Annotated in this window: 15 protein-coding genes; 6 read left to right on the top strand and 9 right to left on the bottom strand. The window is 59.7% G+C overall.

The window, feature by feature from the left end; translation table 11 throughout:
• Positions 1 to 24: 24 nt before the first annotated feature.
• On the bottom strand, positions 25 to 972 hold the full coding sequence (locus QMG80_RS11500; RefSeq protein WP_085772949.1) for a family 2A encapsulin nanocompartment shell protein: 948 nt from the start codon (positions 970 to 972) through the stop codon (positions 25 to 27).
• Between the two features lie 242 nt (positions 973 to 1,214).
• Positions 1,215 to 1,772, bottom strand: coding sequence for a helix-turn-helix domain-containing protein (locus tag QMG80_RS11495; RefSeq protein WP_245299980.1), 558 nt, complete (start codon positions 1,770 to 1,772; stop codon positions 1,215 to 1,217).
• Positions 1,773 to 2,247: 475 nt separating this feature from the next.
• Between QMG80_RS11495 and epsC the strand changes: the two genes are divergently transcribed.
• The gene (gene epsC, locus QMG80_RS11490) at positions 2,248 to 3,180 is read left to right on the top strand and encodes a serine O-acetyltransferase EpsC (protein ID WP_085772947.1); all 933 of its coding nucleotides are present in this window, start codon (positions 2,248 to 2,250) and stop codon (positions 3,178 to 3,180) included.
• Positions 3,181 to 3,287: 107 nt separating this feature from the next.
• Positions 3,288 to 3,830, top strand: coding sequence for an inorganic diphosphatase (gene ppa / locus QMG80_RS11485; RefSeq protein WP_085772946.1), 543 nt, complete (start codon positions 3,288 to 3,290; stop codon positions 3,828 to 3,830).
• An 81-nt stretch (positions 3,831 to 3,911) separates the two neighbouring features.
• Here ppa and rlmJ read toward each other — a convergent pair whose 3' ends face one another.
• Positions 3,912 to 4,079, bottom strand: a complete 168-nt coding sequence (gene rlmJ, locus QMG80_RS11480; protein ID WP_085772945.1) for a 23S rRNA (adenine(2030)-N(6))-methyltransferase RlmJ — start codon at positions 4,077 to 4,079, stop codon at positions 3,912 to 3,914.
• A gap of 123 nt (positions 4,080 to 4,202) precedes the next feature.
• On the opposite strand from rlmJ, the gene QMG80_RS11475 reads away from it, so the two are divergent.
• Entirely contained in the window at positions 4,203 to 5,339 is a 1,137-nt protein-coding gene (locus QMG80_RS11475) for a dCTP deaminase/dUTPase family protein (RefSeq protein WP_158658859.1), read from the top strand.
• A 7-nt stretch (positions 5,340 to 5,346) separates the two neighbouring features.
• On the opposite strand, the gene QMG80_RS11470 is transcribed toward QMG80_RS11475, so the two are convergent.
• From QMG80_RS11470 to QMG80_RS11455, 4 genes are all read right to left on the bottom strand, one after another.
• Complete coding sequence (locus QMG80_RS11470) at positions 5,347 to 6,417, bottom strand: adenylosuccinate synthetase (RefSeq protein ID WP_085772944.1); 1,071 nt, start codon at positions 6,415 to 6,417, stop codon at positions 5,347 to 5,349.
• Positions 6,399 to 8,183, bottom strand: a complete 1,785-nt coding sequence (locus tag QMG80_RS11465) for a ribonuclease H-like domain-containing protein (protein ID WP_158658858.1) — start codon at positions 8,181 to 8,183, stop codon at positions 6,399 to 6,401. The genes QMG80_RS11470 and QMG80_RS11465 overlap by 19 nt, the downstream gene beginning before the upstream one ends.
• 378 nt (positions 8,184 to 8,561) lie before the next feature.
• The gene (locus QMG80_RS11460) at positions 8,562 to 9,389 is read right to left on the bottom strand and encodes a 23S rRNA (adenine(2030)-N(6))-methyltransferase RlmJ (protein ID WP_085772942.1); all 828 of its coding nucleotides are present in this window, start codon (positions 9,387 to 9,389) and stop codon (positions 8,562 to 8,564) included.
• 20 nt (positions 9,390 to 9,409) lie between these two features.
• On the bottom strand, positions 9,410 to 9,892 hold the full coding sequence (locus QMG80_RS11455; RefSeq protein ID WP_085772941.1) for a hypothetical protein: 483 nt from the start codon (positions 9,890 to 9,892) through the stop codon (positions 9,410 to 9,412).
• A gap of 23 nt (positions 9,893 to 9,915) precedes the next feature.
• Here QMG80_RS11455 and QMG80_RS11450 point away from each other — a divergent pair, with 23 nt between their 5' ends.
• Both QMG80_RS11450 and QMG80_RS11445 read left to right on the top strand, forming a co-directional pair.
• A complete protein-coding gene (locus QMG80_RS11450) occupies positions 9,916 to 11,406 on the top strand; it encodes an SGNH/GDSL hydrolase family protein (protein ID WP_245299978.1) in 1,491 nt (496 codons plus the stop codon).
• A 112-nt stretch (positions 11,407 to 11,518) separates the two neighbouring features.
• Complete coding sequence (locus QMG80_RS11445) at positions 11,519 to 12,130, top strand: L,D-transpeptidase (protein WP_085772940.1); 612 nt, start codon at positions 11,519 to 11,521, stop codon at positions 12,128 to 12,130.
• Between the two features lie 176 nt (positions 12,131 to 12,306).
• Here QMG80_RS11445 and QMG80_RS11440 read toward each other — a convergent pair whose 3' ends face one another.
• Both QMG80_RS11440 and QMG80_RS11435 read right to left on the bottom strand, forming a co-directional pair.
• Entirely contained in the window at positions 12,307 to 12,576 is a 270-nt protein-coding gene (locus QMG80_RS11440; RefSeq protein WP_245299977.1) for a hypothetical protein, read from the bottom strand.
• Between the two features lie 685 nt (positions 12,577 to 13,261).
• Positions 13,262 to 13,501: a hypothetical protein gene (locus QMG80_RS11435; protein WP_085772939.1), complete on the bottom strand. Its 240-nt coding sequence runs from the start codon at positions 13,499 to 13,501 to the stop codon at positions 13,262 to 13,264.
• A gap of 540 nt (positions 13,502 to 14,041) precedes the next feature.
• Between QMG80_RS11435 and QMG80_RS11430 the strand changes: the two genes are divergently transcribed.
• Positions 14,042 to 15,244 (top strand): pyridoxal phosphate-dependent aminotransferase, encoded by a 1,203-nt coding sequence (locus QMG80_RS11430; RefSeq protein ID WP_085772938.1) that lies wholly within the window; start codon positions 14,042 to 14,044, stop codon positions 15,242 to 15,244.
• The last annotated feature ends 35 nt before the right edge of the window (positions 15,245 to 15,279 follow it).

Genomic DNA, 15,279 nt, shown 5'->3' with positions numbered 1-15,279 from the left:
TCCGTTATTGGCGCCCTGGGATCGTCACTTGTACTTGTCGCCGTAGTCGTGATACTTGCCCACATCGACGTCCTCGAGCACGCCGAGCGCGTCATGCGTGAGCACCGCGGCCGAGCAATAGAGCGAGATCAGATAGGAGGCGATCGCCTTGCGGTTGATGCCCATGAAGCGCACCGAGAGGCTCGGCGCCACCTCGCCCGGCACGCCCGGCTGGAACAGGCCGATGACGCCCTGCTTTTTCTCGCCGGTGCGCAGCAGCAGAATATTGGTCTTGCCGTTGTCGTCGATATAGAGCTTGTCGCTCGGGATGAGCGGTATGCCGCGCCAGGTGATGAAAGGGCTGCCGAAGAGCGTCACCGTCGGCGGCGGCACGCCGCGGCGCGTGCATTCGCGGCCGAAAGAGGCGATGGCGCGCGGATGCGCGAGGAAGAAGGCCGGCTCCTTCCACACTTTGGTGATAAGCTCGTCGAGATCGTCGGGCTGCGGCGCGCCGGTGCGCGTCTTGATCTTCATCGATGGCGCGGCGTTGGCGAGAAACCCGTATTCCGGATTGTTGATGAGCTCCGATTCCTGCTTCTCCTTCACCTTCTCGGTGAGGAGGCGCACCTGCTCCTGAATCTGGTCGTAGGGGTGGTTGTAAAGATCGGAGACGCGCGTCTGCACATCGAGAACGGTCGTCACCGCATTCATCGAATATTCGCGCGGAGCCTCTTCATAGGGAACGAAGGTCTCTGGCAGGTCAGCGTCGCGATCGCGCGCCGGGCTGCACTGCACGTCCGCGTCCGTGAGCGCGACCGATTCCACCACACGGTTCAGGCGGTAGATGCCGGCCTCGACCGGGACCCAGGGCAGGAAGGAGACGAGCCAGCGCGGCGTGACGCCCGACCACTGCGGGCGCGTCTTGGTCGCGTTGGCGAGCTGGCGCGCCCCTGACTCGCTCAAGGTTCGGCGGATTTCCGGTTCGGACGTCATGAATTTCCCTCGGGGCATGGAAAACGGCTACGCCGCGGAAGGCCTCGGCTGCGAAGCCGGCTGCGCAGGAGATTTTTGCGAATTCGAGCGGCGCAAGCCGTCGACGCACCTCCTTTACTATCTCTTAGGCTGAGCTGCAACGGTTTATATTTGAAATTTGCGTCAAATATCGATATTTATTAGTCGAGCGAAAGTGTAAACTCATATAAAATCGATGTACGAAAGGTCTCGCTCAGCGCGCGTCACGCCCCGCCGGTGAGCGTCTCGTAGGACATCACGAGATAGACGATGGCCGGCACGACGCCGAGATTGCGATAGCTGTGCGGCGCGTCGGCTAGAAAATCCACGGCGTCGCCTTCGTCGAGCTGCACGGGCGCCTCTCTCCCGACGATGACCTCGATCGAGCCCCTGGCGACGACAAGCGTCTCCTTCGTTCCGGGAGGGTGGGCCTCGGAGCGCTCAATATGCGAAGCGCCGATCGTGACGTGATAGAACTCGATCGGACGTTGCGAGTCGTAAGGATAGAGCGCGCGCGAGACGAAGCCGCCATCGCCGGAGCGAAGGGCGGGCGTTTCGATCTTGCGCATGACGAGCAGGCCCGAGCTTTCCTTCGAGGCGATCAGGCTGCCGAAAGGCACGCCCAGCGCATTGGCGATCCGCCAAAGATGCGCGATCGTCGGAGCCTCCTCGCCATGGCCGATACGGCGCAGCTCGGCCACGTCGAGCCCGCTAAGATCGGCGATCTTTTCGTAGCTGCGACCCTTGCGATTGATCAGCCGCTGCAGCCGCTCCGCGACCATCGCGCCCAGCCGCTCGACTCGAGGCCTCCGTGAGCTTCGGAGCGGCGGAGGGGGCGCGCTTTTGTTGATATTATCTATCATGCTACTAAACTATTTGCGAACCCTAACCCGCGTCAAGGCCACTTACGGAGCGGAAGCGCCCGCCCACCGAGATCGGCTCGCTCAAGCAATTGATTTTACTATCTCATGTTCAACATTGGGATAGGCCCAAAAATTTTAATTTACTCTATCATATTTATAGATATAGTAGCCAAGGCTTCAAGGACTCATGAGCCAGCAGGATGCGTCCGACCCTCCGGCGTCCCTCTCCCCACGCCGGAACCCCATCCTCCGTTCTGCCGGATCATGCAGTCCTTGAAGCATTGCGAAGCTTGGCTGGTCAGTGCGGGCATGGCGGGCCGGGCGCAGGGGGAAGTCCCCTGCGCCCATGCTCGCGCCGGCCTATTAAATAAGCGCCAGGAAGAACTGGAAGAAGATGACGAAGCACGTCGAGCCGCCATTCCTTCAAGACGACGCCATTGACGTGGGCGGCGTCGTGCGCTCCCTCAACGCGCTGCGAAAACTGTCGCAGCGCCGCTATCCCAACGGCCCGCCACCCGAGCTGCCGTCTCGCGCGTCCATCAAAGCGATCGTCGAAGACCTGGTCGCGACGCTCTATCCGCGTCACTTCGCGCCCGCCCACGCGCTTCCCGACCTTGAAGGCTTTCTCAATGTGACGCTCGACTCGGCGCTCGCGAGCCTGCGCGAGCAAATCCGCCGAGAACTGCAGCTCGCTAACGGGATGGACGCCGCGGCGCTGGCGCAGAAGGCGAAAGAGATGACGCGCGCCTTCGCGCAGACGCTGCCGAAGACGCGCGCGCTGCTCGACACCGACGTCCGGGCCGCCTTCGACGGCGATCCGGCCGCGAGAAGCCTCGACGAGGTGATCTTCTGCTATCCCGGCGTCGCGGCCGTCATCCGGCATCGTCTGGCGCATCAGCTTTATCTGCTCGGCGCGCCGATGCTCGCGCGAATCGTCGCCGAGCTCGCGCATGCGGAGACGGGAATCGACATCCATCCCGGCGCCGAGATCGACGAAAGCTTCTTCATCGACCATGGCACAGGCGTCGTGATCGGGGAGACCGCGCGCATTGGCAAGCGCGTGCGTCTCTATCAGGCGGTGACGCTCGGCGCGAAGCGATTCGAAACAGATGCAAACGGCGCCCTCGTGAAAGGCCAGCCGCGTCACCCTATCATCGAGGACGAAGTGGCGATCTACGCCGGCGCCACGGTTCTCGGGCGAATCACCGTGGGCCGCGGATCCTCCATCGGCGGCAACGTCTGGCTCACGCACAGCGTTCCCCCCGGAAGCAACATCACCCAGGCCAAGGCGCGCGTCGAATCCTTCTCCGATGGCGCAGGGATTTGAGTTAAATCCGGCCGCGGGCTAAAAGTCCGGACGATGGTTCCGCGCCGCGCGCTTGCGCGCGTCAGAGGCGCGTCGGACCACTCGAAAACCATCACCGGAGCTCAGTTATGCGTCTCGACGCCATCCCGATCGGCGTGAACCCCCCGCATGAAGTGAATGTTATCGTCGAGGTGCCGCTCGGCGGCGAGCCGATCAAATACGAACTCGACAAAGCGTCGGGCACGCTGTTCGTCGACCGCTTCCTCTACACAGCCATGCGCTATCCGGGGAATTACGGCTTCATCCCGCACACGCTCTCCGATGACGGAGACCCTTGCGACGTGCTCGTCGCCAACACGCGTCCCGTTGCTCCCGGGGCGGTCATCTCGGTGCGCCCGATCGGCGTGCTGCGCATGACCGACGAGGCCGGCGGCGACGAGAAGATCGTGGCGGTGCCCTCCTCGCGGCTCACGCAGCGATACAACGACGTGCAGAACTACACCGATCTGCAGGAGATGACCTGGCGTCGGATCGAGCACTTCTTCGTCCACTACAAGGATCTCGAGCCCGGCAAATGGGCCGAGGTCGCCGGTTGGGGCGACGCGGCCGACGCGCGCGCGCTGATCATCGCGGCAATCGAACGCGCCAAGGCTGATTACGAGAAGAAGTGAAACGACGGGGGCCGCGCGCTTCCGTGGCGCTGTGTCACGGAGCGCCAGACAATGAAATGCGAGCGCGTGACGCGCTCGCATTCACTCGCCCGTCAACGGCTCGACGGTGAACTCGGCCCCCTCCCCTGGCGCGAGGCGCGAGGCAAGGAAGTCGAGGATCGCGCGCGCGTCCTCGATAAATCCATAGGGCGGATTGATCACGACGAGCCCGCAGGCGTTGAGACGCAGCGCGTCGCCGCGAGCAGCGATACCCGCACGCGCACATCAGATTTGTCTTGTGACGAAGCCAAAGCTCGGGCTACTACTGGCAGCGACGTCGAAAACACCGATGTCGCGCTGACAGTACGGACTTCCTTCAGCAGGCGTCTCAGGATGCAGGCCAAGAAATCAGCTCATCATATGCCTGATAGTCGCTCCGATTGCTCTACACCAATTAGTGTATTTGACGCTATTCCAAAAGACGCCGAAGATGCCGATGCCCGAGCCGATAGGTTTGTAGATGAGGACCCTTTTCATAAAATTCTCCCCGCTCTTCTCTCATCGGAGCACGTCAAAAAGTATATCAAGCAAATCGGGATGCTGTATCCCTATGATATAGAAAATGCAGACAACTTCAAGGCAGCATCATGTGAAATTGAGATGGGAGGAACCTATATACGATGGAATGAGGACAAGAGTATCGTTGAAAAGAATATAGTTCCACTTGTTCCATACGTGTTTCCAGCAAACTCTATCACGTACGTCCAGATAAAGCCGATCATACGGCTACCAAACTACATCGCTATGCGATTTAACTTAAGAATAAAACACGTGCACCGAGGCCTATTGCTGGGAACAGGCCCCTTGGTTGATCCGGGGTATAGGGGAAATTTGGTTATTCCAATTCATAATCTCACGGCAAGCGACTATGTAATATACGGCGGCGACAAATTAATATGGGCAGAGTTCACCAAGACATCTTATATCAAGGAAGATAGCAATATCAATTCGAAATTTGTCCCTACGCAAAAGCGAATCTTTAACCAGCCTCCAAAGTACTGGCTCGACAAGGCCGCGGGAAAGAATGTTCCCATTCAGAATTCTATTCCGGCAGCCCTTGCAGTTGCTATTAAGAGTGCAGAAGAATCAAAAGCCGCCGCAAAAGGATCGCTAGACGCAGCAGAAGAAGCAAGAAAGTGGGCGCAGAGATGGGTGTTGGGAAGCGCTTTGGGAGCGCTTCTAGCCTCCGTAGGTATGGTAATAGCGCTACACCAGCTTTTCCATCAGGTTGACGGGAATATTATGCAAGCCGTATCCGCCGTGAACGCTTCTACATCTATCTCGAATGCAGCAAGAGAATCGATAGACAATACAGATAAATCAGTAAAGTCTGCAACATCATCCCTGGATAGAATTGAACACGATCTTGATTCGACGAGAAAAGTGGCTGAGGAACAAGCGACGCGCATCAGGTTGCTAGAACAGGAACTCTGCAAAGCTGGTATAGGGCCAAAATGTAAGAAAGACTGATATACTACTACATATATTTTTTGGATGAGCGCGCCGCTTGGTTTTTGGGAAACGCTTCAATCCGATCCAAGAGTGACGCGGGGGCGGTACCTATCCAATCCACTTGACGGCAGATCGGCCGCTCGATCTTTTCGACCAGGAGATTCCGAGATTCCTCGTCAAACAAGCCCTGTCTAATTGCTGCGTTAAAATAATCGAAGTGGTTCAGCACAATTCTATTCGGCTTGTTGGCCCTAATCGCACAAAGGACGACATTGGCGTCGAACCGTCCAACACGTCGAACTCTTCGAGTCGAAGTTGTGAATTCTTGAAAATCGGCGGGAAGACCTGCCTTTGCTGCGAGAGCGGCCCAGCTTGTCTCGCCAAAAAGTGGCCCTGAGTTGCCCGCAACTCGAATTGGGAATGCCCTCATAACGAGGGTTATGTCGTCAACATCCCGTGGACTAAGACCCGCTTCGCTCACGAAAGCGCCGGCAGTCGTGTCACGAGAAGTCGCATAGGGATAGAACCCTCCGTGCAAGAGCGAAAGGCCGAAGCCCTGTGAACCCTCGATTACGATCCGCTCGCCAGTGGATAAGAGATGTTCGAAATACGCGTCTGTGTCCTTCACAAATGCAGCTAGCTCCGGGTGCTGGGACGCAAGCACGGGCTCATCGTTACTACAGCGCCGCATTCGTCGTATCAGCGCCGCACCGGTACCTGACCCCGTTGATCCTACACGTTCGACCAATCCGCTCTCAGATTCTATACACTTGTCGCTCTCTGTGATTAGCGTCGCGTAAGGGCTCACGTAAACCCTGTCAGGACCGAGCCCAAGCTCTTTCACTTCCTGGAAGAAGATTTTCGGATCGATAATCGCTCCCGCCGGCAGCACGGCCACCGCGTTAGGAGCTAAGACCGACACAGGGAGTTGGCGAAGCGCGCGAGTTACACCATCCCGCCCTGCTGCAGTATGTCCGGAATTCGTGCCTCCAACACGCACGACAGCAGCTGCGCGCGTTCGCTCAGCGATATAAAGCGCGACCTTGCCCTTGCCCTCAGACCCAAATTGGCCGCCAACTACGACGGAGACTGGCATTCGGGCTCCTCCCGATCATCGAATCCTGTCGCAATCATTGTAAGCGTCTCCTGCAATGCAGCAAGCGATCCGTCATTGCGAATTATCATCGAACCCTTGCGACTCAAGGCGTCGATTTGGGTCTCCGTTGGCTGAGCCTCAAGTTCCACGAGGTCGGAGATCGGTAGGGTCGCTCGAATTCGCGACAGCCGGAGGTCTGTCGACGCTTCGATATGCAGGTGCAAAAACCGCGCTGCAAAACGTTCGCGGAACCAAGCGTGGTCCTCAGGAAACCGAAGTCCGTCTACCACGATCCTATCGGCTTCTCCGACCCTTCTAACTACCTGTTCGCAAAGCCAGCTTTGGCCTTTCTCGACATGCAATCGCCACCCCGTCTCCTGCCGCAATTTGCGATCAGGGACCGCGCCCTCCTTCTCGATCACGTCGTCGATGATTTGACTGAAGCGAACGTAGCGAAAGCCCAAGTCTTCGAGCATGCGCGCCGCCGTGGTTTTGCCCGCCGCGATTCGACCGCTGATGCCGATGACGCGCCCCGTGTGCTTTGCATTAAGGTCTGGGATGATGAGTGCTCCCTCCTCTTCGCCGCTAAGCGCCTCATATTGCCCAGCGAGAAAAAACGAACCGACAAGCGCCGAAGTTATTGCGTCGAGCTCGTCATGTGTGGCCTTGCCACCTTGGTAAACGCCGGAAATGCCGAATCCAGCCAGACCGGCTTGTAGAAAGTGTTTTCCCGCCCCCTTTCGAGGAATCCCGAGGATGTCCTGCGCAGCCCCGGGGTACGACTCGATTACAGGGTAGCCAAGCTTACGGAGACAGCTGGCGATAGCTATTCCCCGAGCCGTCAATCGCTGCATGCTCGGCAGGAGGCAGGGATAAACATTAATGCCGCGACGCTTTAGCGTGCGCTCGCAAATCCTCATGATTCCGTACTCGGTGCGGCCGGGATCGTCATCGGTCACTCGAATGCGACCGCGCGGTAACGAAAGCGGTGAGTCTATCGACACAATGTCGGGGTTCGCTTTCACGACAATAGAAATCATCTCCTCGTCCGTGGCGACCATGGAGGTTTCTGCAATCGATCCTTTGAGCGTACAAATTCCACTCGGCCGTTTATCTGAACCGGTCAAATCAATTCCTACAATCGTGGCAGTTGCAGCTGTGTTATTGCCGAAAAGCGTATCAAATGACACAGAGCGATAGCCCAGCCTGGACGCGTCGGGCAGTTTTGCGCCAGGTTGGGCATGACCGTGACGAACAGGCTCTTGTTCGAAGAATGCGCGCACTGAAAAAAAAAGATCGATGTCATTAAATTCTTGGACAATTCTATCAAGAATACCGCACATGCCGCGAATATCGGCTAGGTTGTAATCGATCAACTTGCGCAACGACGCCTTGCTTCCCCGAAGATACTCGTGCCACAATAGCACAGCGGAAGCGCCGTCGAGATCCTCGATTCCGAGCCTGTGATCCAGACCGAGTTGCTGCTCGATGGCCTTTTGTCCGCCGGTTAGACCGATGCGCCTCGCGGCGTAGCGAAGATCGACATGCCTTCTCGGCAATCCAACTTCTCCAAAAGTTTTCCGCAGAAATGGAATATCAAAAAGCGTCCCGTTGAAGGTCACCAATGTCGCGGCGTCACGCAGTGCCGATATCAAGTCGGCTGGATCGTCTCCAGCCACGTGCACATGGTATTGGCCGCCAATTTGGTATCCAACGAGGGTGAGGGCATCATAATAACGGCTCAGCCCGGTTGTCTCGATGTCCAAAAAAACGACCGACTCGGGGTCGCAGAACCAGGCACGCTCAAGCCATCGGACTTGAGAGCGGCTTTTCGATCGGGGTTTCTTAAGCGACACAGACAAAAGCAGCCACGTGGTTGGTCAACCGACCGGAGCGCGAGCCAGTTGGAAGCGCGACTTAGCGATCGCTCTAATCTTAGGTTAGAGGATGGAAGAATATCAAACCATGGGTGGAAAGGTCAAAAATCGAAGGCGAGAGAGCGCCCCTTTCCCGTCGCTGAGGCAAAGTTCGAGGACGAGGCGGATACCCGGGATTTTATTCGTCCAGAGGTGAGACCCCGAAATGGCGATTCACGCCGCCGAGGCCTTCGAGGAACTGCTGTTAGCGCAATCATTCCATGCGATCTAGGAGCCAAGCTCAATTGAGTCTACCGACCAGGTTCCGCCGCTGCTACCGACCAAGCGAAATAGTTCAGCACAAATATTCGCTAGTTTCTCTTCGAACCTCCATGGGGCGTTGCATATCACCAATCCACTTCCCGCGAGCGATTCCGGCGTCAGGGCGAAAGGGAGAAATTCCGCCACCAAACAGGTTCTGACGCGCTCTGATAGAACCCTCTGGGCTGCGGCCCTTCCTAATTTTTGGCCTTTAATTGGGTACCACGCCGCAAAAATTCCGGTGGGCCATTTGCGCATCCCCTGCGTTACGGCTTTGAGCATCAAGTCAAACTCATCGAGACGCTCAAAGGGTGGGTCGATAAACACGAGGCCGCGTCTTTCTGGCGGAGGACAAAATGCGCGCACCGCTTCGTAGCCATTGCGATGATGGATAGCGACGCGAGGATCGTCACGCAGATTCTTCCTTAGAAGGCCTACGTCGATCGGATGTAACTCGCACGCGATAAGCCGATCCGACGCACGCAGGAGTCTACGAACAATCTCCGGTGAGCCAGGATAGTAGCGAGGCGCGAATTTATTCAGCTGTCTCACAATGGAGAGGTAAGACTGAAGGGAGGGCGCGTCGCTATCAATTACACTGAGGACTCCAGCTTGAGCTTCCTTCGTCTTCAGCGCCTCAGGAGATTGAAGATCATAGATACCGATGCCAGCATGAGTATCAAGCACCATGAAAGGCGTCGGCTTCTGGCAAAGATGCTCAATAAGAGCCACAAGCGCCGCATGCTTGAACAACTCGGTGTGATTCCCCGCGTGGTAGGCGTGACGATAGTTCATTCTTCAGTCGATCAAGCGCATTACGGACGCACGCCGGCGCAGGCGGGCCCATAGGTCTCGCCCCGGTCCAGTCCCACGACGCACCATTCCACGCCCCAACCCAAGCCAATGAACCCCAGCCCCTCACCGATCTTGTAAATCACGCGGCGGGTTGCGCCGTCGTTGAAGCGCGCGGCCGCCTCGCAACCGCGCCGAGGGATGAAGCTTGAGCCTCGCGGGCGAAAACTCGTCTCGCGAATGGCGTCGAAAGTCTCGAGCGACAGCGCGCTCTGCCAGTACTCGCGCTCTCGATTCCAAAATCGCCGCGCGATTTCCGCGAGCACCCGCTCGCTGGCGCATGTGGGGAGATCGTTTGAATAGGGCCAGAGCCGCGCTTCGGCCGGCGGATCGTCAGAAGAGGAGAGAGTCTGCGCCACGCTGGTCGAGGCGATGAGCCAGGCGATCACGCAAAAGATCGCTCGCGAGCGCAGCTCGGGGATGAATGGGCCGGTCTCTCGCGACACCGCGCTGCACCCTTTTCGGATCGATGACATTCGCAGCGTCGAGGCTGCCCGCCCGCGCCCAGGCCGCCGCGATCTCACTCGCCTCGCGACCGCTCGACGCCGCCGCGCGAATTTCGAAATCGGCGACGTTGCGCTATAATATCTTCATGACCCTGCCGCCAGCCCTTTCCCACCTCGCGCGCAAGTGGCGTCTCGTGACGCTCCTTGCGCTTCTTGCCGTCGCGCCGATCTCCGACGCGCTGGCGCAGGATTTCTTTTCTGACTTGTTCGGCGGCGGCGGCGGCGGATGGGGCGGCGGGGGCTGGGGCGGCGAGCACAGAGGCGGAAGACACCATCGCCATCGCGATCCTGACTCTGATTATGGCTACGAAGAGCGGCGATATGACGCTTGGCGGGAGCGCCGTGTTCGCCGGATGACGCCGCATGCGCAGCCCCAGCAGCGCAATGCGAAGAGAGGAGCGCCGGCGGCGGCCCCTGCCGCCCAGGCGGCCGTGCAACAGAAAGACCCCGCGGCGTTCCGCGTCACCGTGCTCGGCGACGCTTTTTCACAACTCCTCGCGGCCGGCCTCGAGCAGAGTTTCGCCAACGAGCCGAAGATCGCCGTGCTGCGGAGAGGCAACGACAATTCCGGGCTCGTGCGCAGCGACTATTACGACTGGATGAAGGCGGCCGGAGAGATCGCGGACGACCCGAAGAAGCCCGACATGGCGGTGATCATGATCGGAGGCAACGACCGTCAATCGCTCGGCGCGGACGAGGGCTCGAAAGAACCGCTCTCGCCGCGATGGCGGGAAATTTACGGCGAGCGCGTCGACGGGCTGATCCAAATATTCAAGGAGAAGAACATTCCCGTCGTCTGGGTGGGGCTGCCCGTGATGCAGCCGACAGGCTATTCGGCGGCGATCGCGCAGATCAACGAGATCTTCCGTTCGAGCGCCGCCAAGGCCGGCGTCCCCTTCATCGACTTGTGGGACAAATTCACCGACGAGCACGGCCAATATTCGGCTTTCGGCCCCGACGAGAACGGGCAGATCGTCGCTTTGCGCTCGACCGACGGCATCCACTTCACCGATGCGGGCGCGCGCAAGCTCGCGCTCTTCGTCGAAGGCGAGATCAAGCGTCTCTACGAAGAGCATGAAGCCCGCATTCCAGATAGCGCCAAACCCGCTCCCGAAGCGGCGGCGCCGGCCGCTCCGCCAACGGCGGCCCCGCAGCCCGCCGCGCCGCTCGTCTTCCGCCCGCCCGCTGAAACCCCGAACCCCGACAAGCCGCCGACGCTGCCGGCCGACCGGGCGGAGATCGGACAGTTGCAGCCGCTCAACAACGTCGCTGCCTCCAAATCCGACGATCTTGCCCGCAAGGACTCCAAGCAGAAGGCGGCTCAGGACGCATCGATCGAGCGGGCCGTTGCGGCTCATGTCTTTATTAAAGGCGGCGTTCAGCCGGCGCGCACAGGGCGCGCCGACGACTCCGCATTCCATCCGACGACGCCGGCCACGCCCGTTAATCAATAAGCGCACGCGCTTTCCTTCGCGCCGAATAATGACGCGCGAAGAGAGGAACCAAAGCCGCGCTTATGCATTATCCCCGCGAACGCTGAGGGGGCGTTTAAGACGGGGTGGCGGAATGCGTGGCTCAATAGTATTGTCCATGATGTTGCTCGGCGCGATGGCGACGGCGACGCCGGCCCACGCCGATGATCGAGGCTTTCTCGCGCTCTTCGACTTCTCGCCGCAAGAGCAATACGCGCAGCCGACCGAAGAGCAGCAGCTCGCAAGAGAAGTTCCCGAGAGGACACGCGAGCTCGTCGCCGATCCGACTCATGCGCGCGCGGGCACCATCACCATCATCACCGCGGAACGCGCGCTCTATCTCTCGCTTCCCGATGGACAAGCCTATCGCTATCGGGTCGGCGTGGGGCGCCCGGGATTCACTTGGCATGGCCTGCGCCACATCGGCCGCAAGGAGGCGTGGCCCGAGTGGCGTCCGCCGGCGCAGATGTTGAAGCGCCGCCCCGACTTGCCCCATTACATGACCGGCGGCGTGGATAACCCGCTCGGCGCGCGCGCCATGTATCTCTTTGACGGCGATCAAGACTCGGGCTTTCGCATTCATGGCTCCAACGAGCCCGACACGATCGGTCAGGCGGTTTCGAGCGGCTGCATCCGTATGCTGAACGCGGATGTGACGGACCTCTACAGTCGGGTGAAAATCGGCGCGACGGTCAACGTGCTCTAAAGAGCGTTGCTCTGCGCTCTGAAGCTGACCGTTTAGTCGTGGAAGGGAGGCGGCGTAAATCCTACTTGCGGGGATTTGCGCCGCCGTCTTTTTCTCACATGATTTCAGCAACAAGCTTCGGCTGTTGAAACTTCGTCGCGCTTGGCTTTGAGGACGACTTCGTCGCCGCTGTCGGATTAGAACTCGATGTCGGTCGAGCCATCGTCAAGCAGTTCAGCGCTCCCGTCGCCGGAGACTTCGTCCATTTCGTCGGAGCCGATTCGCGTGAAGGCGATGGAGGGTGGACCGTATTCGACGTCGAGGGTCGCCTGCGGCGCGCCAAAGCCGATTTCGCCGCGGCCGTGGGTGCTGATGACGATTGTCGCCGACCCACAAAGGTCGAGATAGGCTCGCTCCCAGATGTCGGCCTCGACGCTCCGCCAGCGACAGACGAGCTTGCACTCCATCGAAGGTTTCCGGTCAGGACATGCTCTCGGTTTTTGATTTGGAGCGTGATCCTTTTCGATTGCGTGATTCCACCGATCTGGACGCGCCCAAAGGCGAAAAGTGAAAAGCGGAAGCCGGCCTCTCACGGCAATCGCGCTCTAACCTTTTGAGGCGATCTCCCTTTTCTGCTTCAGGGAATTTGGCCAGCACTGCATGCGGCGTGATCTATGAAGCGCCGAGAGTAGCGTGGCTTTCATCGCAGCCTAAAGCGAATGTTGAACGTCGGCCATGGGAGCGACGCGCTCCGCGAGGGGAGAGAGCCGTCTGGCCAAACGGCCTCTCAAACCTTCGCGGCGGCGGGCCCGCTTAACGAAAATAGGCATGCGCCACGCCACGCGTTTGAAGAGTCATGTCTTGCTCTTGCAAACCCCTCGGCACGGGCTTTTGCGTGGATGCGTCAAAACCAACGCCCACCTTCCGACGAAAATAAATTCTGCAGATGTAGGCGATGCAATTGTAGCCGTCGCACTCACAGGCGGCGCGCTCACCAGAAACTCGCGACTCAGCGAAACGCAACCGGACCCTCCCCGCCCGCTAGGAACGGAGATCTCCGCTGCTTAAGCTCTCACAAGGAACGGCCTCGCGCCCGTTGCTCGATCCTGCAACCGGGCGCGCCGACATGTCTTCGCGCTAGTCCGACCAGCTTCAGCGCGTCGGTCCCAGCGACACGAGGCGACCCGAGAACGTCGAATCAGGCGCGATCTTGGTCTGCTTCGCCATATTCTGGCCGCCAAGCGGAGACAAGAAGCCGAGGACGAAGGCCGCCAAGCCCATCGCCACGACCAGCGTGATCGATACGCGCAGCTGACGACGCGCGCTTTCCGGATCGAAGCTGTGGGTGAACGCCGGCTCCACCTCGTTTTCGAACTTGTCTGCCAAAGACATCTTTTCTTCCCCCTCGCGGCCAGCTCCCCGGACCGCTAGATCGCTTGCGCCCTGCTCGGCGGCGCTACCATTCCGATCGATCCCCGACCGGCTTCAGTGGCTAAACTGATCAGCCTCGGTTTGGTTGCATCGAAGGATCGATTTTTTTAATCCTTCTTTAACCGCTCTAAATCTTGTTTTTGCCCGATTGTCGTCGACGCGGGTAAATCGTGGTTAAGCCGGCCGCCGCGAGCCGGCGCGGCGATCGAAAAAATGCTTCCACATCATTATCTTGCCGTTTTGGCAGCGCGGCGTCGGGGACTACGGCGCAGCTCGCGGCGTCCCCTTACCGCCCCAATCCTCACGTTCCGCTCCTTTTTCTCGCGCAATTTTTTTTCGTCTCGCCCCGGAGCTCCGGCGGCTCCATGAGTTCGAGAGGCTCGGCAATTTTCATTGCCCTCCCCAGCCCCGGCTCTTATGGTCCAGGCTCCAGAGTGCGGCGCAGCGAGATCTGCGATCGCCATCCCCCACAACGCGCCAACTTCCGATAAGGTTTCCCCGATGAGCTTCCTCGCCGCAGCGCTTTCGCGCGTCAAACCCTCCGCGACGATCGCGGCCACGCAGAAGGCGCGCGACCTCAAGGCGCAGGGACGCGAAGTCATCAGCCTTTCGGTCGGCGAGCCGGATTTCGACACGCCGCGGCATATTTGCGATGCAGCGAAGGCGGCGATCGATCGCGGCGAAACCCGCTACACGCCGGTGCTGGGCATCCCCGAGCTGCGCGCCGCGGTCGCAAAAAAGTTCAAGCGCGAGAACGGCCTCGACTACCGGGCCTCGGACACGATCGTGGCGACCGGCGGCAAGCACATCCTCTTCAACGCCTTTCTCGCGACCCTCAATCCGGGCGATGAGGTGATCGTGCCCGCCCCCTATTGGGTCAGCTATCCGGAGATGGTCGCGATCTGCGGCGGAACCGCTGTTCCGGTCGAGACGCAGATGGAGCAGGGCTTCAAGCTGCAGCCGGAAGCCCTGGAGCGGGCGATCACCCCGAAGACCAAATGGCTCGTTCTCAATTCGCCCTCGAACCCTTCGGGCGCAGCGTACAGCCGTGACGAGATGAAGAAGGTCACCGACGTGCTCATGCGCCACCCCCAGGTGCATGTGCTGACCGACGACATCTACGAGCACCTGGTCTATGGCGGCTTCAAATTCGTGACTCCGGCCGAGGTCGAGCCCGGGCTCTTCGAGCGGACGCTCACGATGAACGGCGTCTCCAAGGCCTATGCCATGACGGGATGGCGGATCGGTTATGCAGCCGGGCCGGCGCCTTTGATCAAGGCGATGGATCTGCTGCAGGGTCAGCAGACCTCGGGCGCCTGCTCGATCGCCCAATGGGCCGCGGTCGCCGCGCTCGAAGGCCCTCAGGATCATTTGGCGAGCTTCCGCAAGGCTTTCGAGGAGCGGCGTGACCTCGTCGTCTCGATGCTGAACCAGGCGGCGCATCTGAACTGCCCGACGCCCGAAGGCGCCTTTTACGTCTTCCCTTCCTGCGCGGCGGCAATCGGCAAGACGACCGCCGCTGGCAAGCAGATCGCAAGCGACGCGGATTTCGTAGCCGAGCTTTTGGAGGCCGAGGGCGTCGCCGTCGTCCAAGGTTCTGCGTTCGGAACGGGCCCCAACTTCCGGGTCTCTTACGCCGCCTCGACCGAGCTGTTGGAGAGGGCCTGCGCCAAGATCCAGCGTTTTTGCGCGAGCCTGCGCTGAACCCAAGCGCGCTTCAGCTGTCCAAAGCGTCTCGG

Origin of the sequence: Methylocystis bryophila, from assembly GCF_027925445.1 — a bacterium.
GTDB lineage: Bacteria > Pseudomonadota > Alphaproteobacteria > Rhizobiales > Beijerinckiaceae > Methylocystis > Methylocystis bryophila.
This window is presented reverse-complemented; position numbering and strand designations above follow the sequence as displayed.